The organism is Halomonas sp. TH-94 (assembly GCF_057473365.1).
Genome location: NZ_JBYCKL010000030.1, coordinates 1 through 24,509 on the forward strand (window position 1 = coordinate 1; position 24,509 = coordinate 24,509).

The 24,509-nt window shown below is 63.4% G+C and carries 25 protein-coding genes; 17 read left to right on the forward strand and 8 right to left on the reverse strand.

Annotated elements, in window-relative coordinates; all coding sequences use genetic code 11:
- From frdD to frdA, 4 genes are all read right to left on the reverse strand, one after another.
- On the reverse strand, positions 1–286 hold a 286-nt coding region (frdD, locus tag AC2VNO_RS05080; RefSeq protein ID WP_486933117.1), incomplete at its 3' end, for a fumarate reductase subunit FrdD.
- Positions 283–681 carry a fumarate reductase subunit C gene (locus tag AC2VNO_RS05085; RefSeq protein ID WP_486933118.1) on the reverse strand — a complete coding sequence of 133 codons (399 nt, stop codon included), beginning with the start codon at positions 679–681 and terminating at the stop codon, positions 283–285. The genes AC2VNO_RS05085 and frdD, both read right to left, overlap by 4 nt.
- An 11-nt stretch (positions 682–692) precedes the next feature.
- Entirely contained in the window at positions 693–1,412 is a 720-nt protein-coding gene (locus tag AC2VNO_RS05090) for a succinate dehydrogenase/fumarate reductase iron-sulfur subunit (protein ID WP_486933119.1), read from the reverse strand.
- Positions 1,409–3,214 (reverse strand): fumarate reductase (quinol) flavoprotein subunit, encoded by a 1,806-nt coding sequence (frdA, locus tag AC2VNO_RS05095; RefSeq protein WP_486933152.1) that lies wholly within the window; start codon positions 3,212–3,214, stop codon positions 1,409–1,411. The genes AC2VNO_RS05090 and frdA overlap by 4 nt, the downstream gene beginning before the upstream one ends.
- A gap of 283 nt (positions 3,215–3,497) precedes the next feature.
- Here frdA and AC2VNO_RS05100 point away from each other — a divergent pair, with 283 nt between their 5' ends.
- The 7 genes from AC2VNO_RS05100 (at position 3,498) to AC2VNO_RS05130 (ending at position 11,727) form a co-directional block, all read left to right on the forward strand.
- Positions 3,498–4,952, forward strand: a complete 1,455-nt coding sequence (locus AC2VNO_RS05100; RefSeq protein ID WP_486933120.1) for an anion permease — start codon at positions 3,498–3,500, stop codon at positions 4,950–4,952.
- Positions 4,953–5,055: 103 nt separating this feature from the next.
- A complete protein-coding gene (locus tag AC2VNO_RS05105) occupies positions 5,056–5,901 on the forward strand; it encodes a TatD family hydrolase (protein ID WP_486933121.1) in 846 nt (281 codons plus the stop codon).
- Positions 5,902–5,950: 49 nt separating this feature from the next.
- Positions 5,951–6,508, forward strand: coding sequence for a DUF1285 domain-containing protein (locus tag AC2VNO_RS05110; RefSeq protein ID WP_486933122.1), 558 nt, complete (start codon positions 5,951–5,953; stop codon positions 6,506–6,508).
- The gene (locus AC2VNO_RS05115; RefSeq protein ID WP_486933123.1) at positions 6,505–8,736 is read left to right on the forward strand and encodes an ATP-dependent helicase; all 2,232 of its coding nucleotides are present in this window, start codon (positions 6,505–6,507) and stop codon (positions 8,734–8,736) included. Before AC2VNO_RS05110 ends, AC2VNO_RS05115 begins: the two co-directional genes overlap by 4 nt.
- A complete protein-coding gene (locus AC2VNO_RS05120) occupies positions 8,733–9,563 on the forward strand; it encodes a sulfurtransferase (protein WP_486933124.1) in 831 nt (276 codons plus the stop codon). The genes AC2VNO_RS05115 and AC2VNO_RS05120 overlap by 4 nt, the downstream gene beginning before the upstream one ends.
- A gap of 83 nt (positions 9,564–9,646) precedes the next feature.
- The gene (locus AC2VNO_RS05125) at positions 9,647–10,621 is read left to right on the forward strand and encodes a Gfo/Idh/MocA family oxidoreductase (RefSeq protein ID WP_486933125.1); all 975 of its coding nucleotides are present in this window, start codon (positions 9,647–9,649) and stop codon (positions 10,619–10,621) included.
- A gap of 11 nt (positions 10,622–10,632) precedes the next feature.
- A complete protein-coding gene (locus AC2VNO_RS05130) occupies positions 10,633–11,727 on the forward strand; it encodes a DegT/DnrJ/EryC1/StrS family aminotransferase (protein ID WP_486933126.1) in 1,095 nt (364 codons plus the stop codon).
- A 66-nt stretch (positions 11,728–11,793) separates the two neighbouring features.
- Here the strand turns inward: AC2VNO_RS05130 and AC2VNO_RS05135 are convergent, their stop codons facing one another.
- Complete coding sequence (locus AC2VNO_RS05135; RefSeq protein WP_486933127.1) at positions 11,794–13,464, reverse strand: electron transfer flavoprotein-ubiquinone oxidoreductase; 1,671 nt, start codon at positions 13,462–13,464, stop codon at positions 11,794–11,796.
- Positions 13,465–13,836: 372 nt separating this feature from the next.
- Here AC2VNO_RS05135 and AC2VNO_RS05140 point away from each other — a divergent pair, with 372 nt between their 5' ends.
- The 3 genes from AC2VNO_RS05140 (at position 13,837) to AC2VNO_RS05150 (ending at position 16,349) form a co-directional block, all read left to right on the forward strand.
- Positions 13,837–14,586, forward strand: coding sequence for an electron transfer flavoprotein subunit beta/FixA family protein (locus tag AC2VNO_RS05140; protein WP_486933128.1), 750 nt, complete (start codon positions 13,837–13,839; stop codon positions 14,584–14,586).
- Between the two features lie 40 nt (positions 14,587–14,626).
- Positions 14,627–15,553: an electron transfer flavoprotein subunit alpha/FixB family protein gene (locus AC2VNO_RS05145; protein ID WP_486933129.1), complete on the forward strand. Its 927-nt coding sequence runs from the start codon at positions 14,627–14,629 to the stop codon at positions 15,551–15,553.
- A gap of 184 nt (positions 15,554–15,737) precedes the next feature.
- Positions 15,738–16,349 carry a superoxide dismutase gene (locus tag AC2VNO_RS05150; RefSeq protein ID WP_486933130.1) on the forward strand — a complete coding sequence of 204 codons (612 nt, stop codon included), beginning with the start codon at positions 15,738–15,740 and terminating at the stop codon, positions 16,347–16,349.
- Between the two features lie 98 nt (positions 16,350–16,447).
- Here AC2VNO_RS05150 and AC2VNO_RS05155 read toward each other — a convergent pair whose 3' ends face one another.
- Positions 16,448–16,852, reverse strand: coding sequence for a hypothetical protein (locus AC2VNO_RS05155; RefSeq protein WP_486933131.1), 405 nt, complete (start codon positions 16,850–16,852; stop codon positions 16,448–16,450).
- A gap of 203 nt (positions 16,853–17,055) precedes the next feature.
- On the opposite strand from AC2VNO_RS05155, the gene AC2VNO_RS05160 reads away from it, so the two are divergent.
- Genes AC2VNO_RS05160 through AC2VNO_RS05185 form a run of 6 tightly spaced genes read left to right on the forward strand, consistent with a single transcriptional unit; the run spans position 17,056 to position 21,952 of the window.
- A complete protein-coding gene (locus AC2VNO_RS05160; protein ID WP_486933132.1) occupies positions 17,056–17,829 on the forward strand; it encodes a DUF3450 domain-containing protein in 774 nt (257 codons plus the stop codon).
- Positions 17,826–19,199, forward strand: coding sequence for a MotA/TolQ/ExbB proton channel family protein (locus AC2VNO_RS05165; RefSeq protein WP_486933133.1), 1,374 nt, complete (start codon positions 17,826–17,828; stop codon positions 19,197–19,199). Before AC2VNO_RS05160 ends, AC2VNO_RS05165 begins: the two co-directional genes overlap by 4 nt.
- Positions 19,183–19,716 carry a MotA/TolQ/ExbB proton channel family protein gene (locus AC2VNO_RS05170; protein ID WP_486933153.1) on the forward strand — a complete coding sequence of 178 codons (534 nt, stop codon included), beginning with the start codon at positions 19,183–19,185 and terminating at the stop codon, positions 19,714–19,716. The genes AC2VNO_RS05165 and AC2VNO_RS05170 overlap by 17 nt, the downstream gene beginning before the upstream one ends.
- Positions 19,709–20,116 carry an ExbD/TolR family protein gene (locus AC2VNO_RS05175; RefSeq protein ID WP_486933134.1) on the forward strand — a complete coding sequence of 136 codons (408 nt, stop codon included), beginning with the start codon at positions 19,709–19,711 and terminating at the stop codon, positions 20,114–20,116. The genes AC2VNO_RS05170 and AC2VNO_RS05175 overlap by 8 nt, the downstream gene beginning before the upstream one ends.
- On the forward strand, positions 20,113–20,868 hold the full coding sequence (locus tag AC2VNO_RS05180) for an energy transducer TonB (RefSeq protein WP_486933135.1): 756 nt from the start codon (positions 20,113–20,115) through the stop codon (positions 20,866–20,868). Before AC2VNO_RS05175 ends, AC2VNO_RS05180 begins: the two co-directional genes overlap by 4 nt.
- A 4-nt stretch (positions 20,869–20,872) precedes the next feature.
- Complete coding sequence (locus AC2VNO_RS05185) at positions 20,873–21,952, forward strand: tetratricopeptide repeat protein (protein ID WP_486933136.1); 1,080 nt, start codon at positions 20,873–20,875, stop codon at positions 21,950–21,952.
- Between the two features lie 37 nt (positions 21,953–21,989).
- Here the strand turns inward: AC2VNO_RS05185 and xthA are convergent, their stop codons facing one another.
- Together xthA and AC2VNO_RS05195 are read right to left on the reverse strand one after the other, a co-directional pair.
- Positions 21,990–22,823 carry an exodeoxyribonuclease III gene (xthA, locus tag AC2VNO_RS05190; RefSeq protein WP_486933137.1) on the reverse strand — a complete coding sequence of 278 codons (834 nt, stop codon included), beginning with the start codon at positions 22,821–22,823 and terminating at the stop codon, positions 21,990–21,992.
- Complete coding sequence (locus AC2VNO_RS05195; RefSeq protein WP_486933138.1) at positions 22,820–23,083, reverse strand: hypothetical protein; 264 nt, start codon at positions 23,081–23,083, stop codon at positions 22,820–22,822. Before AC2VNO_RS05195 ends, xthA begins: the two co-directional genes overlap by 4 nt.
- A 146-nt stretch (positions 23,084–23,229) precedes the next feature.
- Here AC2VNO_RS05195 and rhlB point away from each other — a divergent pair, with 146 nt between their 5' ends.
- Positions 23,230–24,504, forward strand: a complete 1,275-nt coding sequence (gene rhlB / locus AC2VNO_RS05200) for an ATP-dependent RNA helicase RhlB (protein WP_486933139.1) — start codon at positions 23,230–23,232, stop codon at positions 24,502–24,504.
- Positions 24,505–24,509: the final 5 nt, after the last annotated feature.

A 24,509-nucleotide genomic window follows, 5' to 3' on the forward strand; every position in this document is an offset into this window, starting at 1 on the left:
GCTCGTCGCGTCCCAGGCGCAAGTCGAAAAGCCCATGTCGAATACGATGTGCGGCATGAAAGAGCGGCAGGCAGACTACGGCTCCGACGAACAATATGCCGGGAAGGCTGAACAGCAGTGAGCGGGCGCGTTCGGCATCGAGAGACACGATGCCGAGTGGGATCAGCAATGCCAGGAACAAAATGGCAGCCGGAACGACCACGGCGAAACAGACGCCGCCAGCGCTGAACAACCCCCACCAAAGCGGCTCGTCATAGGCCTGTCGATGCAAAGCGCTTTTTTTCATCGCGCACCTCCTGTGAATAGCCACACGAACAGCAACAGAACCAGCGCTACCCCGGCCCATTGTCCTGCCACGATGGCTTGGCTCGGCAGGGTCCGCCCCGCAATGCGCAGTGGCATCACGCGGGGGAAAAGTAGGAAGAAGGTCCAGGCATGATAGAGGCTCGCGACCAGGGCCAACCCGTTCAGCATCAGCACCGGTGTTGCGCTCATGAACTCGAGCCAGCTCGACCAGGCAGCATCGCTGCGCAGCAGAGCGATCATTCCGCCTATCAGACAAGCGGCGAAGAACAGCAGTGGCAGTACCGTCGCCTCTCTCACCATGTAAGCCACGAAATAGCGATGCTTCAACCACCAGGTTCGTTTCAGCGGGGGAAGCGCGTCGGAAGATTTGTGCATGGTATCCCCTCCTATCCCTTGAACAGTGCAATCAGCGTGTGCTTCGCCGCTTCCACTTTTCCCTGATTGACGGCAGCGGCCGGATCCACGTGCTTGGGACACACTTCGGAGCAAAAGCCGACGAAGGTACAGCTCCAAACGCCCTCGTGGCGATTGAGTTCGGCCATGCGTTGCGCCTTGCCTCGATCGCGGCTGTCGAGATTGTAGCGATGGGCGAGGGCGATGGCTGCCGGTCCCAGGAACTCGGGATTCAGGCCGAACTGTGGGCAGGCCGAATAGCACAGGCCGCAGTTGATGCAGTTGGCGAACTGCTTGTAGCGAGCCAGCTGGGTCGGTGTCTGGCGGTAGGGCTCCGTGTTTTCCGCATCAGTATCGATGAGATAAGGTTTCACTGCGGCCAAGTGTTCAAGGAAGACTTCCATGTCGACCATCAGGTCCCGGCGCACCGGGAAATGAGCCAGCGGCTCGATGCGAATGTCGGCCGGGTAGTCGCGAAGGAAGGTCTTGCAGCCGAGCTTGGGCATGCCATTGACCATGACGCCGCATGAGCCGCAGATCGCCATCCGGCAGGACCAGCGGTAGCTCAAGCTGCTGTCCAGTGTTTCCTTTATGTGGGTGAGGGCATCGAGCAGCGAGGTGCTGTCATCGATGGGCACCTCGTAGCGCTGCCAGAACGCCTCGGCCGCCTGTTCCGGCAGATAGCGCTTGATGCGGATGGACTTGGTACTCATGAGTGCGCTCCTTGCCCACCTTGGCTCGCGGTGCGGCCAGCTTCGCCATAGACCCGCTCGGCGGGTGCCGAGATACTCACGTCGACATCCTGCCACTGCAGCTCGGCCGAAGCGTCGCCGCGGTAGAAGACCTGGCTGTGCTTCAGGCAGTGGAGGTCGTCACGCTGCTGCATGCCTTCGTCGAGGCGCTGGTGGGCGCCGCGGGATTCGCGCCGCTCCAGCGCACCGAGGCAGGTCGCCTCGGCGATATCCAGGCCGAAACCCAGCTCGATACATTCGAGCAGCTCGGTATTGTAGATGCGGCTCTTGTCGCCGACGCGTATATGGCGATAACGCTCACGGAGCTTGCGGACGTTATCAAGGGCATCCTGCATGCCGGCTTCGGTTCGATAGATGCCGCAGCCGTTCTCCATGGTCTGGATGAGCTCATGCTTGAGTGCTACCCAGTTCTCTTCGCTGCTGCCTTCGCATAGCGTGGCCAGGGCCGCCTGTTGCCGTCGCGCCTGCTCCTGTCCCGGGCGAGCGTCGACGAAGTCATGCTCAGCCGCCGTCCGGCTGGCCCGCTCACCCGCAAGGCGACCGAATACCAGCAGCTCGGTGAGCGAGTTGGAGCCGAGCCGGTTGGCCCCGTGCAGTCCCACGGAGGCACACTCGCCGGCAGCGAAAAGCCCTTTGATCCGTGTTTCGCACTCGGCATCGGTTTCGATACCGCCCATGGTGTAGTGAACGGCCGGACGGATGGGGATGGGTTCGTGTACCGGGTCGACGTTGATGTACGACTTGGCCAGATCGCAGATGAACGGCAACCTCTCTTTCAACACGGCTTCGCCGAGATGGCGCAAGTCGAGGTAGACCACGTCGCTGCCGGCAAAGGTGCCGGTGCGGCCGGCCTGCTGCTCCTGCCAGAATGCCTGGGAGAGCTTGTCACGGGGACCCAGTTCCATGTACTTGTTCTGGGGCTGGCCCAGCGGAGTCTCCGGGCCGAGACCGTAGTCCTGCAGGTAGCGATAGCCATCCTTGTTGAGCAGGATGCCGCCTTCGCCGCGGCAGGCTTCGGTGATCAGAATGCCGGAACCCGGCAGGCCGGTGGGGTGGTACTGCACGAACTCCATGTCGCGCAGCGCTACGCCGTGCCGGTAGGCGATCGCCATGCCATCGCCGGTGACGATGCCGGCGTTGGTATTGAAGCGGAACAGCCGGCCGGCACCACCGGTAGCGAGTACCACGGCCTTGGTGCGCAGCAGGGTCAGTTCGCCGGTGGCTACCTGCAGGGCGATCACTCCGGCGACGGCCCCGTCGGTGACGGCGATGTCGAGGACGAAATACTCATCGAGTCGTTCGATCTCGGGATATTTGAGCGACGTCTGAAACAGGGTGTGCAACAGGTGGAAGCCGGTCTTGTCGGCAGCGAACCAGGTGCGTGCCGTTTTCATGCCACCGAAGCGACGCACCTGGATGCTGCCGTCGTCCTGTCGACTCCACGGGCACCCCCAGCGCTCCATCTGTACCAGTTCGCGATGGGCATGGCGCACGAAGTAGTCGACCACACCCTGTTCGGCAAGCCAGTCGCTGCCCGCAACGGTATCGTCGAAGTGCGCCTGCAGGCTGTCTTCTGCGCTGGTCACCGCCGCTGCGCCGCCTTCGGCAGCCACCGTATGGGAACGCATGGGATAGACCTTGGAAAGCAGGGCGATACGCTGACCGCTGCCGCTTTCTCGGGTCTGCTCGGCGGCAGCGATGGCAGCGCGAAGGCCTGCGCCGCCGCCGCCCACGATGACGATATCGAAATCTCTTTCCAGCATGGCTCCCCTTCCCTCTGATGCCTGATGCGCCGAGCCGTCGCAGCGCTTGCCCTTGGAGACTAGCATTGGCGCTCTGAGACAAGCCATTGGATCATCAGTGCTTGCCTATATATCTTGAGATAGGTCAATCAAGCGTTCGATAGCACCTTGCGCCGCTATTCACCGCCTCCGGCGCCAATTAATCTTCCGCTGGAAAGCCAGGGGTCGCATTGTCGTGTCTCGACGATTGCCTCAGCGCCATACTCATCAGCCTTGCTAAGGGCCGCTCATGATGTCTGCATGGATGTCTCACCTCTCTTGGAAATCACTGGCACCGGTACTGGTGGCTTTGCTGGTGGCGCTTTTACCAGCGCCCGAAGGCTTGCCCCCGCATGCCTGGTACTTCTTTGCCATCTTTCTCGGCTGCGTGGTCGGGCTCATCCTCGAGCCGCTGCCTGGCGCCGTCATCGGTCTTATCGGTGTCACGGTGGCAGCGCTGCTGGCCCCCTGGGTACTCTATTCACCTGAGCAGCTGGCTGCTCCTGGCTTCAACGTACCCAATAGCGCGTTCGCCTGGGCCGTGTCGGGATTCAACAATTCCGTCGTGTGGCTGATCTTCGGTGCCTTCATGTTCGCGCTTGGCTACGAGAAGACCGGGCTGGGGCGGCGTATCGCCTTGTGGCTGGTCAAGACCATGGGCCGGCGTACCCTGACGCTGGGGTATGCGGTAATGATCGCCGACACGATACTGGCGCCGTTCACACCCTCGAACACTGCCCGCAGTGCCGGCACGATTTATCCGGTGCTGCAGAATCTGCCACCGCTCTACGACTCCAAGCCCAACGATCCCAGCATGAAGCGTATGGGCAGCTTCCTGATGTGGACTGCCATCGCTTCCACCTGTGTCACCAGCTCGCTGTTCCTGACGGCTATGGCGCCCAACCTGCTGGCCATCGCCCTGGCCGAAACCGCCACCGGCGTTCGCATTGGCTGGGGTGACTGGTTCCTGGCGGTGGCGCCGGTCGGTATCCTGCTGCTGCTTCTGGTGCCGCTGCTGTGCTACTGGCTTTGCCCGCCCGAGGTGAAGTCGGGCAGTGCTGTGTCCGACTGGGCCGAAGGAGAGCTCAAGACGCTGGGGCGTCTGACACGTAACGAGCTGTTGCTTGTCGTATTGGTATTGATCGCTCTGCTGCTCTGGATCTTCGGCGGTGACGTTATTTCGGCGTCATTGGTCGGGCTGGTCGTGATCTGCGCCATGCTGCTCATCGGTATCATTAGTTGGAACGATATTCTTGCCAACAAGACGGCCTGGAATACCTTTGTCTGGTTTGCGACTCTGGTGGCGCTTGCGGGGGGCCTCAGCCAGGTAGGCTTCGTCGGCTGGTTCGGCAATCTGGTCGGCGCGCGTATCAGCCACTTCGATCCGCTGATAGCGATGCTGGCGCTGACGGTAATCTTCTATTTGCTGCATTACTTCTTCGCCAGCGTTACGGCGCATGTCACGGCGCTACTTCCCGTCATGCTGGCGGCGGCTTCGGGAATCCCGGGGATCGACATGAACATGTTCGTGCTGTTGCTCCTGCCGACCTTGGGTTTCATGGGTATCCTGACGCCCTACGGTACCGGGCCGAGTCCGGTCTACTACGGCAGCGGTTACTTGCCCGGGCCGCTCTGGTGGCGTCTCGGTGCCATCTTCGGGCTGCTGTTCCTGTTGGTATGGCTGGCGATAGGCGTCCCCTGGCTCATGCTCATTCTCTAGCATCCAGACTGGCGACTTGCGCCACTCCGCGTCGACGTGGAGTGGCGTTTTCGTATACCCTGCATCTCCTTTCAGGACATTGCAGAGGAACAACGAGACGCCCATGTTCGTCGACTCCCACTGCCACCTCGATCGCCTCGATCCCGTGACGCATGAAGGCAGCCTGGCGGCCGCCCTCGATGCGGCCCGCGCCCGCGATGTACACCAGTTTCTGGCCATTGCCGTCACGCTAGACGATGTACCGGCCCTGGCCGAGATCGCCCGCGAGCACGACGATGTTGCCATCAGTGCCGGCGTGCATCCGCTGCACCTGCTGGAACAGGAGCCCGAGGTTGAAACCATCAAGGAAGTTGCCGATCGCTTCGGCGCGGTAGCCATCGGTGAGTGCGGGCTGGACTATCATTATCTCGACAAGACGCCTGGTCGTGTGCCGTCGCGGGAGGTGCAGCTGGAGCGTTTTCGGCGTCAGCTGGTGGCGGCAACCGAACTCGAGCTGCCGGTGATCGTGCACACCCGCGATGCTCGCGACGAGACCATCGCGATGATTCGTGAGCACAGCGACCCGGACATCGGCGGGGTGCTGCACTGTTTCACCGAGGATCTCGACATGGCGCGTGAGGCGGTGAGGCACGGTTTCTACATCTCGCTTTCAGGCATCGCTACCTTCCGCAATGCCGATTCGCTGCGCGAGGTGGCCCGCCGGGTTCCCCTCGATCGCTTGCTGATCGAGACCGACAGCCCCTATCTGGCGCCGGTGCCGCATCGCGGCAAGCCCAACGAGCCGGCATGGGTGGTGGAAGTGGCCCAGTGCATCGCCGATGTTCGCGGTATCAGCCTCGATGAGGTGGCGATGCAGACCACGGCCAATTTCTATCGCCTGTTCCGTGCAGCAGCGCCCGAACCCAGCGCCGAGACACGCGACATTCTAGTGCGTGCCGGTCTGGTATAGCCGGCCGAGATGAATTACACGTGAAGGCATAACACTTCGAGGCGCAAGCATGAACCTTGATCCACTCCTCAACCACGTCGAGCCCGAAGGTGCCATTCCCCCCGTGGACCGTTGGCAGCCGACCCACGCCGGTGAGATGGATCTGGAGATCGCCGCCGATGGTCGCTGGTTCCACGAAGGCAGCGAAATGAAGCGTCCGCGACTGGTGCGGCTGCTCTCGACGCTACTTCGCCGCGAAGAAAACGGCGAATACTACCTGGTGACCCCGGTGGAGAAACAGCGCATTCGTGTGGTCGACCGACCCTTCGTGGTGGTCGAGGCCGAGTACGATGACGCGGCCGCCTGCTGGTGGTTGTCGACCAGTGCCGGCGATCGCCTGCGGCTCGATGAGACGCATCGGCTCCAGCTCAGTGCCACCCCGGACGGGACTCTGATTCCCGAGGTGCCGGTGCGTTTCGGTCTTGCTGCGCGTTTGGGCCGTAACGTCTACTACCGTTTGATCGAAGCCGCCGATCAGCGCTTGAGCGACGAGGGCATGATCGAACTCGGACTTACCAGCGCCGGCAACTGGCAACCGCTGGGCGAACTGCCTGCCGAGGACGCGTGAGACTGACGACAGAGCAACGCGCCGTCGTCGAGCACGGCGCCGGGCACGCTCGAGTCGCGGCAGTGGCGGGTGCCGGCAAGACCACGACGCTGGTCGCACGTGTACTGCATCTTCTGTCCCGCGGCGTACCGGCGCAGCGCATTTTAGTCTTGATGTTCAACCGCTCGGCCCGCGAGGATTTTCAGCGCCGTCTGGTCGAGATGGCGCCTGCCGGCCAGCGCCTGCCAGACGTACGTACCTTTCACTCTCTGGGCCACCGTTTGACGGTGAGCCTGACCCGCTGGGGCGCCTTGGCTCCGCGTCGTCTGATTGCCGCCGACTGGCAGGTGGAGCGGCTGCTGAGGCAGGCAACCCTGGAAGTGCTGGAAGATGGCGATCGGCGCGAACTGGCACTCGAAGCCGACACGCTGGAAGCGTTGGCCCACTTCTGTGGCCTGGTCAAGGCCGAGATGGTGCCGGCAGCCACGCTGCTGGACCGGCTCGATGTCGATGAAAACAGTGGCCACTTCGCCGACGCTTTCGAGCGCCTCGAAGCGCTGCTCGCCGAGCACGGGTTGATGACCTATTCTGATCTGCTCTATCGCCCGCTGCGGGCGCTGGAAGCCGATGCCGCACTTGTCGGCCGGGTCCAGGGCTTCCTCGATCATGCGATTATCGATGAGTATCAGGACATCAACCAGGCCCAATTGCGCCTGCTGGCGCTGCTGGCCGGGCGCAGTGCCGACGTCATGGCGGTGGGGGATGCCAATCAGTGCATCTACGAATGGCGCGGCGCCCATCCTGACACCATGCGTGAGCACTTTACCGGCACCTTCGGCGAAGCGACCGATTACCCACTGTCCACTACGTTTCGTCACGGCCATTCGTTGGCGTTACTGGCCAACCATGCCATTGCCGCCAACCGCCGTCGGCCCGATCAGCTGTGTCTGGCCGCCCCCGACAACCCGCGCACCGAAATCGCCGTGGGGCAGGGCAGGGCGCCGTTGCTGGCTACCTTGGAGCAGTGGCGTCGCCGCGACGGAGCTCTGAGCGATGCCTGCCTGCTGGTGCGCAGCTGGGCGCTGTCGGTGCCCGTTCAGCTACAGCTATTGCAGGCCGGCATCCCGTTCCGGCTCTCTCGAGAAGACCGCTTCGTCTTTCGCTTGCCGCTGGTCCAGGCGCTGGCCGGCTACCTGCGCCTGTCGCGTACACCGGCACTACTGAGCGACCCCGGGCATCTGTTACGCCTTCTCGAGCAGCCGACGCCATTCGTCGCACGCGAGCGTTTGGTGGCTCTGGCGCAGCGTCTGGCGCAAACGCGGCACTATCCCGAACGGGACGATCCCCTGCTGGCCGGCCTCAAGCCCATGCAGCGCCGTAATCTCAAGCGCCGCTGGACGCTGCTGTGTGAGCTGCCGCGCCTGGGCGATTGGGAGCCTGCGCGGCTGCTGGCGCACATCGTCGATGCGTTGGATGCCGAGAAGGTGCTCAAACGCGCCGCCGCTCGCCGCGAGAAGGGCGAGGAGGACGTGCGCCTGCTCGACGTGCTGGTGGAGCAGGCGGGAGAGAGTCCCGATATCGATGCCTTCATCGAACTGCTCGAGCGGCCCGTGGAGAATCATGCCGATGGCGTTCTGGTCACTACCGTTCACGGGGCCAAGGGTCTGGAATGGCCGCTGGTCATCGTCTCCGGCGTCAACGAGGAAGACTTCCCCCACTACAGTCGCGACAATCCTCTGTCGGCCGAACGACTCGAGGAGGAGCGGCGGCTGTTCTATGTGGCCGTGACCCGCGCCCGGGATCGATTGCTGCTGTTGCATGACAGCGGCGATCACCGACCCAGCCGTTTTATCGACGAGACGCGATGGGAAGAGTGTCGGCAGGTGGCCGCCCGCTTGATGGCTCCCCAGGATGAAAGCGCTTCGCTCAGTGTGACTTCACCTGCATTGGTCTCTCGCTATCTCGACGCGTTAGGGTGCGACGATATTCCGTTGGTGCCACTAGCACCCGGGGTCGCCGAGACGGGGAGCCGCTATTCGGCTCAGCTCTTTCATCCAGGCCAGCGACTGCGTCACGCGGTCTTCGGTGAGGGTGAAATCGTGGTGGTAGAAGGCGACCCTGCAGATCCCGTTATAGAAGTAAACTTCGTACAGGCTGGCCGTCGGCGTTTGCTGGCGTGTCGCGCCCCCATCGAACTGAGAGGGGAAAAGAGTGCCGTCACCGGGCTGGCCCAAGGAGAGCGAGCATGAGTCAGGTGTTGATAACCGCAGCCGAACTGGTCGCGTCGCTGCAAGAAGCTAACCCCCCGAAGGTGCTGGATTGCCGGGCAAGATTGGGCGATCGCGAGGCGGGGCGGCGTCTGTGGGAGAGCGGCCACGTACCGGGCAGTCTGCATTTCGACCTCGATAGCGATCTGGCAGGCCCGCCGGGTGAGGCTGGCCGCCACCCGCTGCCATCCTCGGAGAGGTTTGCCGACACACTCAGACGGCTAGGTATTTCGACCAAGCAGCCGGTGGTAGTGCTGGATGACATGGGAGGCCAACTGGCCGCAGCCAGAGCGTGGTGGATGCTCGCCGTGTGGGCCGGACATCCCGATGTACGCGTACTCGATGGCGGGCTGAGCGCCTGGCAGGAGCAGGGCGGTGGTTTGGCACTTGGCGAGGAGCCGTCGCCAATACCGAGCGATTGGCAGCCATCCTTCGACGACGGTGCCTGGATGGGCGCCGACGAGGTTTTCTCGGGGCGGGAGCTAAAGGTCGATGCCCGCAGTGTGGAACGGTTCAACGGCGAGGCCGAACCCATCGATCCGGTGGCAGGGCATATACCTGGCGCGTTCTGTCGTCCCAGCGGCGACAACCTGACGGAAGCAGGCCACTTCAAAGACGCCGAGACGCTTGAAATCGAGCTGCCGCAAGCCGAAGCCGTCGTGGCCTATTGCGGCTCCGGCGTCACGGCGTGCCACAACATTCTCGCCTACGCCATTGCCGGCCTACCCCTGCCGCGTCTCTACCCCGGTTCGTGGAGCGAATGGATCCGCGATTCGGCGAGACCGATAGCCCGTTTACCGCCAGACTGAACTTGAAGTACCGGGTGCGCGCCCTGTAATTTCATCCGCTCATTAAATGGAATTAATCGAGAACGGTACAGAGGGAGAACAATATGAATTTCGCGCTCATAGGTGCTGCCGGCTATATCGCGCCTCGCCATATGCAGGCCATCAAGGATATGGGGCACGACCTCGTGGCCGCTTACGATATCAACGACTCGGTCGGCATCATCGATTCGATATCGACCCATTGCTCCTTCTTCACCCAGTTCGAATACTTCCTCGAGCACGCCTGGCGGCTCAAGCGGCAGGGTGACAGAGCCATCGACTACTGGGTCGTCTGTTCACCCAATCATTTCCACAGCGCCCACATCACGGCTGGGCTGCACCTCGGCTGCGATGTGATCTGCGAAAAACCGCTGGTGTCGACGCCGGCCCAGCTCGATGAGTTGCGCTGCGTGGAGCAGGAGACCGGTCATCGCGTCTACAGCATCATGCAGCTGCGCCACCATCCGGCCATCCACGAACTTCGCGACAAGGTGGTGGCGGAGCAGCGAGATGGGCAGTACGACGTGGAACTGACTTACATCACCGCACGAGGTCCTTGGTATCTGGCCAGCTGGAAGGGGGATTCGCGTAAATCCTTCGGTGTGATGGCCGAGATCGGCATCCATTTCTTCGACATGCTGCATGTCATTTTCGGCGAGTTGAAGCGCGCCGTCCTGCACTATCACGATGAGCACAAGGCTGCCGGCTACCTCGAGTACGAGAAGGGAAGGGTGCGCTGGTTCCTGTCCATCGACGCCGAGGATCTCCCCGAGCACGTTCGCGGAAAACACTCGACCTACCGCAGCATCACCTGTGACGGTGAAGAGTTCGAGTTCTCGAGCGGCTTTTCGGATCTTCACACCGTCAGCTATCGCGAAATTCTCGCCGGTCGCGGCTTCGGCATCGAGACCGTACGTCACTGCCTCGAGACCGTCTATCATCTGGGAAATGCGACGTCGGAAGTGCCGCGAGAAGCCGAGGCCCACCCACAGCTGTCTCGTATCGCCCCGATGCAAATGAACCCTGGCACGCACGGCTGAAGGAGGGGCAGGTGAACTTCATCGACCTTGCCGCGCAGCAGGCACGCATCAAACCTCGACTGGACGCTGCCATCCAGAACGTACTGGCTCACGGACGTTATGTCATGGGGCCTGAAGTGGTCGAGCTGGAACGGCGCTTGGCCGACTATGTCGGTGTGGCTCACTGTATCGGCTGTGGCAACGGCACCGACGCGCTGCAGATAGCACTGATGGCGCTCGATGTGGGGCACGGGGACGAAGTGATCGTTCCGGGTTTCACGTTTATCGCCAGTGCCGAAAGCGTGGCTCTCACCGGCGCCAGACCGGTCTATGTGGATATCGATCCGCACACCTATCTGCTTGACCCCGCAAAGATCGAGGCCGCTATCACACCGCGAACACGAGCCATCATGCCGGTATCGATGTTTGGCCAATGTGCCGACATGGAGGCGATCGAAGCGCTGGCTCGGCGCCACCACCTTGGCGTGGTAGAAGATGCCGCCCAGAGCTTCGGTGCCACGCGCCACGGGCGGCGCTCCTGTGGGCTGTCGCGTATCGCCTGCACCAGCTTCTTTCCCAGCAAGCCCCTTGGGGCCTACGGCGACGGCGGAGCGCTATTCACCGACGACGAAGCGTTGGCCGCACAGGTGCGACTGGTGGCCCGGCACGGTGAGTCCCGCCGCTATCATCACTCACGCATTGGCATGAACAGTCGTCTGGATACCCTGCAGGCCGCCATCCTGCTGGCCAAGCTGTCGATATTCGACGAAGAGGTCACGCTTCGCCAACAGGTGGCTGAGCGTTACGACAAGCTGTTGCGCGAGTCCGGCAGCGTCACCCCACCTTGTGTAGCGCCGGGGAATACCAGCGTTTACGCTCAGTACAGTATTCGCGTGCCGCAGCGCGACGCACTCCAGGCGAAGCTTGCTGACGCCGGCATACCGACGGCCGTGCATTACCCACTTCCGCTCAGTCATCAGCCCGCCGTGGCCGATCGCGAGTGCAAGTTGCCCGTTGCCGAAAGGGTATGCCAGGAGATCATCAGTCTACCGATGCATCCCTACCTTGAGAGAGAGCAACAGCGGCAAGTGGTCGAGGAACTCCTGAAGGCGCTGGGCGAAAGCTGATTCGGCGGCGTGCAGCCATGAAATGAAAAGGGCGTGCCGACCGGCACGCCCTTTTTCCTGACACCGTCACATGTTGGGGTAGTTGGGCCCGCCGCCACCCTCCGGCGCCACCCACTTGATGTTCTGCGCCGGATCCTTGATATCGCAGGTCTTGCAGTGCACGCAGTTCTGGAAGTTGATCTGGAAGCGCGGCTTGCCCCCGTCGTCCTCGATCACCTCGTAGACACCGGCCGGACAGTAGCGCTGTGCCGGTTCGGCGTACGTCGGCAGGTTGTCGCGAATCGGCAGTTCCGGGTCCACTAGCTTCAGGTGGCTCGGCTGATCCTCTTCGTGGTTGGTGTTCGACAGGAACACGGAAGAGAGCTTATCGAAGGAGAGTTTGCCGTCAGGTTTGGGGTAGACGATCTTCTCGAATTGGCTGGCCGGCTTCAGTGCCGCATGGTCCGGGGTGGTGTCGTGCAGGTTGGGCAGCTTGCCGCCCAGCAATTGGTTGGCGAAGTTGTAGGCGCCGCCAGCCACGGTACCGTACTTGTGGATCGCCGGGCCGAAGCTGGCGCTCTCCTTGAGTTCGGCGTAGGCCCAGCTCTGCTCCCATTTCTGGGTGAAAGCTGTCAGATCCCGTCCACCCTCGTCACCGCTTGCAATAGCCTCGAAGACCGCTTCGGCCGCCACCAAGCCGGACTTCATGGCGGTATGCAGACCCTTGATCTTGGAGAAGTTGAGGGTGCCCGCGTCACAGCCGATCAACAGGCCACCGGGGAAACTCATCTTCGGCAGGCAGTTCAGGCCGCCCTTGGTGATCGCCCGGGCGCCGTAGGCCACGCGCTTGCCGCCCTGAAGGTGCTTGGCCAGCACGGGATGATGCTTCATGCGCTGGAATTCATCGAAGGGCGAGAGCCAGGGGTTCTGGTAGGAGAGGTCCATGATCAGGCCGACCACCACCTGATGGTTATCGGCGTGATACAGGAACCAGCCACCGTGGGTATCCTTGGCCAGCGGCCAGCCCGAGCCGTGCAGTACAAGCCCGGGCTCGTGCTGCTCGGCGGGAACGTCCCACAGCTCCTTGAGGCCGATACCGTAGTGCTGGGGATCCTTGCCTTCGTCGAGCTTGAAGCGCGAGATCAGGCTCTTGCCCAGATGGCCGCGGGCGCCCTCGGCGAAAAGCGTGTACTTGGCACGCAGTTCCATGCCCGGCGTAAAGCTGTCCTTGGGGGTGCCGTCGGCGGCCACCCCCATGTCGCCGATGAGAATGCCGCGAACGGTCCTGTCCTCATCGTGAATCACTTCTTGAGCGGCGAAGCCGGGGAATACCTCGACGCCGAGGGCCTCGGCCTGCTCGGCCAGCCAGCGGCTCAGATTGCCGGCACTGATCACGTAGCGCTTCATGTCGCCGCCGGTGTTGTGCATGCTCTTGGGAACCAAGGCATTGGGCAGCTTCTGGGCCTTCTCGGCATCCTTGAGCAGGTAGACTTCATCGCGAGTCGCCGGTGTAGTCAGCGGAGCGCCGCGCTCTTCCCAATCGGGAAACAGCTCGGCGAGCGCCCGAGGCTCGAATACGGCTCCCGAGAGGATATGGGCGCCGACTTCGGAGCCCTTTTCCACGACGCAGACCGTCAGCTCCTGGCCGGCTTCGTTGGCCTGTTGCATCAGGCGACAGGCAGCTGAAAGCCCCGAGGGGCCGGCTCCCACGATCACCACGTCGAAATCCATCGAATCGCGTTCTACTTGCTCAGACATCCACTCGCTCCTCCCTCGGCTTCGGCGTCGGACGGCTACCACCAACGTCGAAAGAAAATAAAACGGTCGTTTGCTTCTCGATATTCTCCATGATAGGCATAATAAACGACTCAGGACACCCCTACGATGGCAATGTGCCACACTGCCGTACCCCTGGAAGCCCGTGAAGGGATTGTTGCTACCAGCCTGGGTGTGGCAAATTGATGGGGTTTTTCCTTTTGGCGCCTATCAAACGCTTGCATGAAACGCCATGCATGACATGAGCAGGGACATGCCGCCCGGTTTCGCGGAATCGCTGACTCGCCCCGATCGTCAGTGGGCATCAGCGAGGCCCTAACTACAGGTTCACCCATTGAACCAAGCGAGGACACCATGAAAGTACTCGTCGCGGTCAAACGCGTCATCGACTACAACGTCAAGATTCGCGTCAAGGCGGATCACACCGACGTCGACCTCACCAACGTCAAGATGGCCATGAACCCCTTCTGCGAGATCGCCGTGGAAGAAGCGGTGCGGCTGAAAGAGAAGGGCGTGGCCACCGAGGTGGTTGCCGTGACCATCGGCCCCAAGGCCGCCCAGGAGCAGCTGCGTACCGCCCTGGCGCTGGGCGCCGACCGGGCCGTGCATGTCGAGACCGAAGAGCGCGTCGAGTCGCTGGCCGCCGCCAAACTACTGGCCAAGGTGGTGGAAGAAGAGCAGCCGAGTCTGGTCATCCTCGGCAAGCAGGCCATCGATACCGACAACAACCAGACCGGTCAGATGCTGGCGGCACTGGCCGGACTGCCCCAGGGCACCTTCGCCTCGGAAGTCGTGGTCGAGGGAGACAAGGTTCAGGTCACCCGTGAGATCGACGGCGGCTTGCAGACCGTCGAGCTCTCCCTGCCGGCCATCGTCACCACCGACCTGCGTCTCAACGAGCCGCGCTACGCCAAGCTGCCCGATATCATGAAGGCCAAGAAGAAGCCGCTGGACGTCAAGAGCCCGGCCGATTACGGCGTCGAGGTGGCAAGCCGGCTCACGCTGCTCAAGGTCGAATCGCCGGCCGAGCGCAAGGGTGGCATCAAGGTGGGCTCCGTCGACGAGCTCGTGGACAAACTCAAGAACGAAGCCAAGGTGCTTTAACACCGTTCTTTGAAAACCGAGCTTAGAAAGGAGTGAATTCATGAGCATCCTGGTACTCGCCGAACATCATGACGGCCAGCTCGCCGGCGCCACCGCCCACGTAGTCGCCGCCGCCCAGGCCATCGGGGGTGACATCGACATCCTGGTCGCCGGAGAGAACGTCGGCGCCGTGGCCGAGGCCGCTGCCAAGCTCGACGGCGTGAGCAAGGTTCGTGTCGCCGACCACGCCGTCTACGCCCACCAGCTGGCCGAACCCCTGTCTGCGCTGCTGGTCGAGCTGGCCGGCGACTACAGTCACCTGTTGGCCGCCGCTTCCACCACCGGCAAGAACGTGCTGCCGCGTGTAGCGGCACTGAAGGACGTCACCCAGATCTCCGAGATCGTCGAAGTGGTCGACGCCGACACCTTCAAGCGGCCGATCTACGCCGGCAACGCCATTGCCACGGTGAAGAGCGACGACAGCCTCAAGGTCATCACCGTGCGTAGTACCGGCTTCGATGCGGTAAGCGAAGGCGGCAGCGCTAGCATCGAAAGCGTCGATACCGTGGTGGAGAACAGCCAGTCCCGCTTCATCAAGCAGGAGCTGGCCCAGAGCGACCGTCCCGAGCTGGCCGGAGCGAAGGTGGTCATCTCCGGCGGGCGCGGCATGGGCAGCGGCGAGAACTTCAAGCTGCTCGACGGCATCGCCGACAAGCTGGGTGCGGCCATCGGGGCCTCCCGGGCCGCGGTGGACGCCGGCTTCGTGCCCAACGACATGCAGGTGGGGCAGACCGGCAAGATCGTCGCGCCGGAGCTCTACATTGCCGTGGGCATCAGTGGTGCCATCCAGCATCTGGCCGGCATGAAGGACTCCAAGGTGATCGTGGCGATCAACAAGGACGAGGAGGCGCCGATCTTCCAGGTGGCCGACTATGGCCTGGTGGGTGACCTGTTCGAGCTCCTGCCGGAGCTGGAAAGCAAGCTGTAAGCTCTCGAAGTTTCGCAAGAAGCCGGCCACGTGCCGGCTTCTTGCGTATAAGGCTTCATTGGCTTTGGCTATATGCTTTCTCCACGCTGGCTATTAGCGTTAATGGCAACTCTTTGCCATGCTAGGTGGATGCAAACGCGGGGGTCGTACTCTCGATTCCGTTGCTTTCATGGAGGAGTGAATAATGCCGCACACATTGCCCGAAATTCCCTACGCCTACGATGCACTCGAGCCGCATATCGATGCGATGACGATGGAGATCCACCACTCCCGTCACCACAAGACCTATGTCGACAAGCTCAATGCCGCGCTGGAGGGAACGGGGCTCGAAGACGTTCCGGTGGATGAACTGATGGCCAGCATCGACCGTGTGCCGCAAGAGAAACGCCAGGAGGTGATCAATAACGGTGGCGGTCACTCCAACCATTCCAAGTTCTGGCAGATGATGTCACCCAGCGGCGGCGGCAACCCCCAAGGCAAGGTAGCCCAGGCCATCGACAGCGAGCTGGGCGGCTTCGATGCCTTCAAGGAGGCCTTTACCAAGGCGGCTCTGGGGCGCTTCGGTAGCGGCTGGGCCTGGCTCAGCGTGACGCCGGAGAAGAAGCTGGTGGTGGAAAACACCCTGAACCAGGACAGCCCCCTCATGCACGGTAATACGCCGGTGCTAGGTCTGGACGTGTGGGAGCATGCCTACTACCTCAAGTATCAGAACAAGCGCCCCGACTATGTCAGCGCTTTCTTCAACGTGGTCAACTGGGAAGATGTGGAAAGCCGCTACCAGCAGGCCATCTCCTGACCGAGTGACGACTCGCAGAGCAAGCGCCGCAGCCACTGGCTGCGGCGTTTTCGTTAAGGCGGTTCGAATGGAATGCGCTGCTGGAAGACCAGCCGAACTTACCAGCCGAGCCAGTGCCGCAGTCGTTGGCTCGTCGAAGGTGCATGCCGGGCTGTGGCGCGGCTGGCATTGCCTCCCAACTGCCGTGTGGCTTCCTTGAGAGGCACGGTGATGGCCTCGAGATGGTGGTGACAGAGTCGCCGGTTCAGTGCGCCGGGGCACTGCGCTCTAAGCAGGCCGCAGTGATAGATCGCGGTTTCCAGTGCCAGGCAGGCCCGCGGGAAGGGGATGGCTTCCCGCCGGCAACGTTTCAGCTCTTCATGCAGCATGCTGAGCATCTGCGCATCCAGCCAGCAGGGCGTGTCGTCACCATTGGGAGAGGCGTCGACAGAGCTCTGTATGGCCTGGAAGGAAACGTGAAGAAACACGCTTGTGTAGTAGAGCTGAGAGCGTTCCGCGGTCATAGGGCACCATAATAAATCTCAATGAGACTGATTTGCATTATTTGCCATGTCGAGCGTCTCGTCAAACGCTGTGGCTGACCCAGTGGCCGGAAGCGCCAATGCGTTATCATTGATAACGGTTATCATTTATGGCATCGTTTTGCGCTCTGCCCGATTGGGCGGTAACGCTTTTCCGTTAAGTCGTCATTGCCGGGAGTCCGCACGTGAGACCGTTTCGCCATCCATGCCTCTGGGGGGCAGTTCTCTGGCTGGGACTGGCCGCCTCGGCGTACGCCGACCCTGAGCTTCGTCAGGAAGCCAGAGAGGCGCTGCGCAGCCAGGCCGAGCTACAAGCGCGCATCGATGCTACCGACGATGAAGGGCGTGCCATGCTCGAGGAGCTGCGCGAGCTGGAGCGTACCGAGCGCCGCCTGTCACGTGAAATCGCCGAGCTCGCCCCGCGCAACGAACGCCAGGCGGCAGACCTCGAACGGCGAGAGCATGCACTGGACACCTTGGAAGAAACTCGTGAGGCCTTGCCGGCCTTGCAAGAGCGTCTGGTAGAACGCCTTGCGCAGTGGGTCGAGAGCGACATGCCGTTCCTTCGCGATGAACGCCAGGCGCGGGTCGCAAGTTTGACTTCCCATGCCGGCGAGCTCTCCCTGGCCGAGCGCTGGGAGCGCATCATCGGAGCCTGGCGCACCGAGCTGGAGTACGGGCGCGAAGTCGATACCTGGCGCGGCTATCTGGGTGAAGGCGATTCTCGCCGTGAGGTGGACTACCTGCGCCTGGGACGGGTGGGGTTCTACTACCTCACTCCGGATGGGCGTGCCGGTCGTGTCTGGCAGGCCGATGCGGGAAGCTGGGCTTCCCTCGACGAAGCCCAGCGTCGTGAGGTGCGCAACGGCCTGCGCATTGCCCGAGATCGCCGTTCGCCCGAACTCCTTACGCTACCCATTTCTCAGCCGCTGGAAAGGGTCGGGGAGGACGACGCATGAGAGCGCCACGTTACGTCATCGCCTCGATCGCTGCCGCACTGCTGTCGGTACCGTGCATGGCTCAGGCCCAGTCAGAACCGCTGACTTCCCTGCGCGCCGAGCGTGAAGCCGCCGAGGCTCGCGACCAGGCGCGCCTGGCTGAACTGCTCGAGGATCGCAATGCCCTGGAGGCGGCTCTCGAAGAGGCTCGTGCCGCACACGAGCAGGCCGAAGTCCGCCACGCCGAACTGCAAGCCGAAGCGCAGATGCTGGCAGAGCGTCAGGCCGAACTCGACGCCCGCCAGCAGGAGCAGGGCGATGACTTCGAAGCCTTGCTGGCGTCACTTGCACGTCACAGCGGTGAGCTGCGCGATACGCTGGCCGACAGCTGGCTGACGGTGGGCGGTACGCCGCTGCCGCCGCGGCTGGACGAGGTGGAAGTTCTCGAGCTCAGCCACTTGGAGGCGTTCGTCGATAGCCTGATGGCACTGACGGCCAATACCGCAAGTGCGGTTCGCTTCGAGGCGCCTGTGGCAGCGGCCAGCGGTGAGATTGTCCCACAGCAGGTCGTGAGGCTGGGCGATTTCGTCGCCTTTACCGACAGCGATCTGTTGCGGCGCGGTGCCGACGACCAGAGCTTGGCGGTGGTGGAGCGTACCCCGCGGGAGGTGGCTACCAGCCTGGCAGCGTTTCATGCCGGCGAAACGCGTTCGCTGGTGCTCGATCCCACCCGTGGTCAGGTCATTTCGGCGTTGGCCCAGCAGCCAAGCCTTGTCGAGCGCTTCCATCAGGGCGGTGCGGTCGGCTATGTGGTGGTCGGACTCGGGGCCATCGGTCTGCTGGTGGCGCTGTTGCAATACGCCTACTTGTTGAAAGTGAGCCTGGCCATGCGTCGCCAGCTTCGCGATCTCGCCACGCTGCGCGACGACAATCCGCTTGGCCGAGTGCTGCTGCGCTTCCGCGCGCTGCATGACGATCCCGTACCGGAAGCGCTGGAAGCGCGCCTCGACGAGGCCGTATTGGCCGAGCTGCCCAGGCTCGAACGCGGCCAGCCGCTGGTCAAGCTGCTGGCTGCCGTGGCGCCGCTGCTGGGGCTGCTGGGTACCGTTACCGGCATGATCGTGACCTTCCAGGCGATTACCGTGTTCGGTACCGGCGACCCGCAGCTGATGGCGGGCGGTATCAGCCAGGCATTGGTGACCACGGTGCTGGGACTGATCACCGCCGTGCCGCTGCTGTTTGCGCATACGGCTCTTGCCGGCCGCAGCCGTCATCTGGCGGGTCTGGTCGAAGGGCAGGCCAGCGCGGCGTTGGCCGAGCAGCTCGAGCACCGCCCGCACGGGCCCGAGGGCGTTACCGGGAGCGCGCGTCGTGATGCCGCTCTGGCTTGAACCGCTGGAGCGTCTGGCCGAAGCCGGCGGCTCGGTACTGGTCGTCATCGCCCTGGTAGCCATGTTGCTGTTCAGTCTGGCGCTGGAGCGAGTGTGGTATTTCCGTCTTACCTACCGCCGGGCCAGGCGGGCCCTGGTCGAGCGCTGGGCGGCGCGTCAGGATCACCTGAGCTGGAGTGCGCTGACCCTGCGCGAGGCCTGGGCGCGCGAGCTGATCGGTCGGCTGCGTCGCCCGCTGCCCTGGCTCAAGCTGCTGGTGGGCCTGTGTCCGTTACTCGGCTTGCTGGGTACCGTGACCGGCATGATCGCCGTGTTCGACAGCCTGGCGATGACCGATACCAGCCAGGCCCGGGCCATGGCGGATGGCGTGGCGCGGGCCACGCTGCCGACGCTGGCCGGCATGGCAGTGGCGGTGGTGGGGCTGCTGTTTACCAGCCGTCTCGAGCACATCATTCGACGCGAGGACCAGCGGTTGCACGACCGCCTGGCTCGCGCCGTGGAGGATAACGATGCGTAGACGCCGTCTTGGCGCCGACGATGGCGAAGCCAGCGAGGTCAACCTGACCCCCATGCTGGACGTCGTCTTCATCATGCTGATTTTCTTCATCGTCACGACCAGCTTCATCAAGGAGAGCGGCGTGGAGATCGAGCGCCCCGAATCCAGCGCCGCCACACCGCGCCCCGATGCCCAGGTGATGGTCGCCATCACCCCCGAAGGGGCGGTGTGGGTCGATGGTCGCGCGGTGGACCTGCATCGTGTGGGCGGCGAGGTGGCCGGGCTGGTGAGCGAGGACGGTTCGGTAGTGATCCAGGCCGATCGCGACTCCACCACCGGCTTGCTGATCGAGGTCATGGACCGCATTCGTGAGGCCGGCGTGGAGCAGGTGGCGGTGGCCGCCAGTCGGAGCCGGCCGTGACGCGTATTCCTTTCTCCTCGCTGGGCGGTGTGGCCCTGGCGCTGCTGCTGTTCTGGCTGCTGGCGCTGCTGGTCACGCCGCCCGAAGAGGAGTTCGATGTACTCGACGTGAGCATGACCATGAACATGGTCGAGGCGCCGGAGTCGGTGCAGGAGGAAATGGCCGAGCCCAGCGCCGAGCCGCCTCCGCCCCAGGTCGAGGCCACGCCACCGCCGCAGCCCGAACCGCTGCCAGCGCTGGAGAGCGCTATCGCCATACCCGAACCCGAGCTACCACCCGAGCCGATGGAGCCGCTCGAGTTCGACAGCAGTCTGCCGGAGCTTGCCGAGATGCAGCCTGAGCCGCCGCCGGAGCCCGCTCCGCAGCCGCAGCCACAGCCCGAAGCGCAACCGGCGCCTGAACCTAGTCCGACCCCGCCGCAGCCGAGCGCAGCGCCCACCCCAGGGCCGGCGACCGAGCAGCCCACTCCTGCCGAAACCGGGCCGGTGGACGTCGGCGAGATCGCGCCCACCAGCCGCGTACCGCCTGAGTATCCCTCGCGCGCCCAGCGCCGCGGGCTCGAGGGGCATGTGGAATTACAGTTCCTGATTCGCCCCGATGGCAGCGTCGATCGCGCTTCCATTCGCGTGATCGAGTCGCAGCCGCGCAACGTCTTCGACTCAGCCGCCGAGCAGGCCGTGGCGCGCTGGCAGTTCGAGCCGGCCAGCGGCGTGCGCCGTGCGCGGCAGCGTCTAGAGTTTCAGCTGAGGTGACGGCATGAAGATCCGAGGTGCGACTCGCCTGATGGCTTGTATCGGTTTGCTGCTTTCCTTCGCGGCGCAAGCCGATGCGCCTGCGCTGCCCGGCGATATCATCGCCGACCTCGAACAGCTCCAGCGTCAGTTACAGCAGGGCGAGCATGCTCGGGTCGGCGAGAGGGCGCGCACTCAAGCGCAGCGCTTCGAAGGCGGCAACGTTGCCGACCGCTGGGCCAGTGCGCTCTATCGTCAACTGGCGGCGGGGGCCGAAGCGGGAGCGGGGCGCAACGAAGCCGCTGCCGAACATCTAAACCAGGCCCGCCGGGTTCAGGAGGCTCCGCAGCGCCAACGAGATCGCTGGCAGCGCGAGGAGGCGCGCTTGCGCCTGGCGGCAGGACAGACCGAGCAGGCGGTGGCGCTCTGGCTCGATTGGCACCAGCGGCATCGCGGTAGCGTCGATGACCGCTGGCGCTTGGCCCGTGCCCTGGCGGAACTGGAGCGCTGGGACGAGGCGGCTGGCTGGGTCGAGCTTGCCCTGGCCGACGACCCGGCCCCGGATGAACGTCGACAGGCGTTGGCTTCCACGGTCTTCCAGCGCGCTGGGCGTGGCGAGGAGGCCCTCGCCGGCCTGGAGGCCGCACTTGACGCTCAGGCTGAGCCCGACGCCTGGCGACGTGCTGCGGCACTGGCTCAGGGGCTCGGCGAGACCCAGCGCGCAGCGGCTATCTGGGAGGCCGGCTGGCGGATGGGAGTGTTGAGGGGCGAGGGCGACTTGCGCCAACGAATCGAGCTGCATCTGGCTGCCGGGACACCGGCCCGTGCAGCCGAATATCTGGAAAGGGCGCTTGCCGAGGCGTCGTTGCCCGACACTCTTGTCCACCGTCGGCTGCTGGCCCGCGCCTGGGAGGATGCCCGTGACCGTCAGCGGGCTCTCGAGGCCTGGCGCGAAGTGGCGCAGCGTAGCGAAGACGGCCGCGACTGGCGGCGCCTGGGTTTGCTGGCTCATTCCTGGGGGCGGCCGGACCTGGCCCAAGAGGCACTGCAGCAGGCGCAGCGGCGCGGTGCCGAGGTGGATCCGCACTGGCTTTCCCACCGCTAGCTCTCCTACCGCTAGGCAATGCCCGGCCGCCAAACGTTCAGAGGTCGAACTCGGTCCAGACCGGCGCGTGGTCGGAGGGGCGCTCCATGCCGCGTAGCTCGTAGTCGATGCCGGCATCGCGCACGCGCTCGGCAAGTGACGCCGTGACCAGAATGTAGTCGATACGCAGGCCGCGCCTGGGCTCGCGTTCGAAGCCGCGTGAGCGATAGTCGAACCAGCTGAAGCGGTCGTCCGCCTGTGGGTAACGCACACGATAGCTGTCGCTGAGCCCCCATGACTTGAGCGTGCCCAGCCACTCCCGTTCGATGGGCTGGAAGCTGGTCTTGCCCTCACGCAGCCAGCGCTTGCGGCTGGCCTCGCCGATGCCGATGTCGATATCTTCCGGGGAGATATTGAAATCTCCCATCACCACCAGCCGCTCGTTGGGCGAATGGCGCTCCTGCAACAGTTGGATCAGCTGGGCGTAGAAGGCGCGCTTGTTGGGAAACTTGGTGGGATGCTCGACGTTTTCGCCCTGTGGGAAGTAGCCATTCCATACCGTCAGGGCCTCACCGTCAGCGGTGCGCAGCCGGGCGCCTATCAACCGCCGCTGAGACTCCTCGCCATCGCCGGGGAGGCCGAAGAAGACCTCTTCAGGACCGTTCGGGCAGAGCGACTTGTGGCACAGCAGCGCGACGCCGTAGTGGCCCTTCTGGCCGTGGAAATGGACGTGGTAGCCCATGGCCTCGACCGCCGCGCGGGGAAACTCGTCGTCATGGACCTTGGTTTCCTGCAGGCCGATCACCAGCGGTCGGTGGGCGGCAATCAGCGCTTCGAGCTGATGCAGACGGGCACGCAGCCCATTGATGTTGAACGAGACCAGGCGTGTCACTCGTCGCGCTCCTCGTTGTCGCCGGCCTTGTGCTCAAGCTCAGCGGGTGCAGGGTGGATGGCAATGCCATCGCCTTGTTCCTGGCGGGCCAGCTTGCGGGCCGCCTGAAGCTTGCGTTGTTGGCGTTTCTTCTGGGTGAAACGGCGCGACGAGACCACCTGGTCGGGGTTCTCGTGGCGCCACTTCTTGTAATCCTTGCGCTTGCCGGTGCGGATGGTCACCTTGTCAGCCAGCGAGCGAGTCTTCTTGCGGCGTGTCATCAGGCCTGGCTCCATGGGGTGTCGAAGGGCAGCTGAAGTGACATTCTACCAGTCGAATGCAAGAGGCGCGCCCTCATCGCCATAGGCTGGTACAATATGCGGCTGTACGAAGTTCATCCCATTGCTACGGACAAGACATACAGCCTATGAGCGAGTCGGAACAGACCACAGCCCCGGCCGAGAACCGCAAGCCCAAGCGTCGTCGTCGCAAGCCGCGCCGCCGGCAGTCGAACTGGGATCTGCGCCAATTCCAGGTACCTGCCGTGGCGGGCAAGTGGCGCTTTCACGACTTCGATTTGCCCCTCCCGTTGATGCGCGCCATCCACGCCCTGGGCTTCGAGTACTGCACGCCGATCCAGGCGGAAGCGCTGACTCACACCCTGCTCGGCGGTGACGTGGTAGGCAAGGCACAGACGGGCACCGGCAAGACGGCCGCCTTCCTGATCTCGATACTGGCCTACTTCCTCGAGGAGGAAGAGCCCAACGGGCAGAAGCCCGGTGCGCCGCGGGCGTTGATCGTGGCGCCCACACGAGAGCTGGCGCTGCAGATCGAAAAGGACGCCAAGGCGTTGGCGCGCTTCACGGACCTGAACGTGGCCAGTGTGGTCGGCGGTATGGACTACCAGAAACAGCGTGAGCAGTTGGGCAAGACCGTGGACATTCTGGTGGCCACTCCCGGTCGCCTGCTCGACTTCCACGAGAAGCGCGACGTCGATCTCACCCAGGTCGAAGTGCTGGTGCTCGATGAGGCCGATCGTATGCTGTCGATGGGTTTCATTCCCGACGTCAAGCGGATCATTCGGCACACGCCCAAGAAAGAGGAGCGTCAGACCTTCCTCTTCTCGGCCACTTTCTCCGAGGACATCCTCAACCTGGCCAGCCAGTGGACCCATCAGCCGACCCACGTCGAGATCGAGGTCACGGTAGAGAACAAGGCCAATATCGATCAGCGCGTCTACATGGTCAGCGATGACGACAAGGCGCGACTGTTGGTCAACCTGCTCAAGCAGGAGAGCTTCGACCGGGTAATGGTCTTCGGCAACCGCCGTGACCTTGTGCGCAAGCTCGAGGAGCTGCTGAAGAAAGCTGACGTGAACGTGGCCATGCTCTCCGGCGACGTGCCGCAGAACCAGCGTATCAAAACGTTGGAACGGTTCCGCGAGGGCGACATACAGGTGCTGGTGGCTACCGATGTGGCCGGCCGTGGCATTCATATCGAGGATGTCAGTCACGTGATCAACTACACCCTGCCAGAGGATCCGGAGGACTACGTCCACCGTATCGGTCGGACCGGTCGTGCCGGGGCCGCCGGGGTGTCGATCAGCTTCGTCGGCGAGGAGGATGCCTTCTCGCTGCCGGAAATCGAGCGCTACATCCAGGACAAGCTGCCCTGCGTGCACCCGCCCGAGGGGCTTCTTTAACGGTC

What these genes read in the sequence shown, in the direction of transcription:
- AC2VNO_RS05085 (WP_486933118.1), bottom strand. Translation starts at nt 681, where the DNA reads ATGCACAAATCTTCCGACGCGCTTCCCCCGCTGAAACGAACCTGGTGG.
- AC2VNO_RS05090 (WP_486933119.1), bottom strand. Translation starts at nt 1,412, where the DNA reads ATGAGTACCAAGTCCATCCGCATCAAGCGCTATCTGCCGGAACAGGCG.
- frdA (WP_486933152.1), bottom strand. Translation starts at nt 3,214, where the DNA reads ATGCTGGAAAGAGATTTCGATATCGTCATCGTGGGCGGCGGCGGCGCA.
- AC2VNO_RS05100 (WP_486933120.1), top strand. Translation starts at nt 3,498, where the DNA reads ATGTCTCACCTCTCTTGGAAATCACTGGCACCGGTACTGGTGGCTTTG.
- AC2VNO_RS05105 (WP_486933121.1), top strand. Translation starts at nt 5,056, where the DNA reads ATGTTCGTCGACTCCCACTGCCACCTCGATCGCCTCGATCCCGTGACG.
- AC2VNO_RS05110 (WP_486933122.1), top strand. Translation starts at nt 5,951, where the DNA reads ATGAACCTTGATCCACTCCTCAACCACGTCGAGCCCGAAGGTGCCATT.
- AC2VNO_RS05120 (WP_486933124.1), top strand. Translation starts at nt 8,733, where the DNA reads ATGAGTCAGGTGTTGATAACCGCAGCCGAACTGGTCGCGTCGCTGCAA.
- AC2VNO_RS05125 (WP_486933125.1), top strand. Translation starts at nt 9,647, where the DNA reads ATGAATTTCGCGCTCATAGGTGCTGCCGGCTATATCGCGCCTCGCCAT.
- AC2VNO_RS05135 (WP_486933127.1), bottom strand. Translation starts at nt 13,464, where the DNA reads ATGTCTGAGCAAGTAGAACGCGATTCGATGGATTTCGACGTGGTGATC.
- AC2VNO_RS05140 (WP_486933128.1), top strand. Translation starts at nt 13,837, where the DNA reads ATGAAAGTACTCGTCGCGGTCAAACGCGTCATCGACTACAACGTCAAG.
- AC2VNO_RS05145 (WP_486933129.1), top strand. Translation starts at nt 14,627, where the DNA reads ATGAGCATCCTGGTACTCGCCGAACATCATGACGGCCAGCTCGCCGGC.
- AC2VNO_RS05150 (WP_486933130.1), top strand. Translation starts at nt 15,738, where the DNA reads ATGCCGCACACATTGCCCGAAATTCCCTACGCCTACGATGCACTCGAG.
- AC2VNO_RS05155 (WP_486933131.1), bottom strand. Translation starts at nt 16,852, where the DNA reads ATGACCGCGGAACGCTCTCAGCTCTACTACACAAGCGTGTTTCTTCAC.
- AC2VNO_RS05165 (WP_486933133.1), top strand. Translation starts at nt 17,826, where the DNA reads ATGAGAGCGCCACGTTACGTCATCGCCTCGATCGCTGCCGCACTGCTG.
- AC2VNO_RS05170 (WP_486933153.1), top strand. Translation starts at nt 19,183, where the DNA reads ATGCCGCTCTGGCTTGAACCGCTGGAGCGTCTGGCCGAAGCCGGCGGC.
- AC2VNO_RS05175 (WP_486933134.1), top strand. Translation starts at nt 19,709, where the DNA reads ATGCGTAGACGCCGTCTTGGCGCCGACGATGGCGAAGCCAGCGAGGTC.
- AC2VNO_RS05185 (WP_486933136.1), top strand. Translation starts at nt 20,873, where the DNA reads ATGAAGATCCGAGGTGCGACTCGCCTGATGGCTTGTATCGGTTTGCTG.
- AC2VNO_RS05195 (WP_486933138.1), bottom strand. Translation starts at nt 23,083, where the DNA reads ATGACACGCCGCAAGAAGACTCGCTCGCTGGCTGACAAGGTGACCATC.
- rhlB (WP_486933139.1), top strand. Translation starts at nt 23,230, where the DNA reads ATGAGCGAGTCGGAACAGACCACAGCCCCGGCCGAGAACCGCAAGCCC.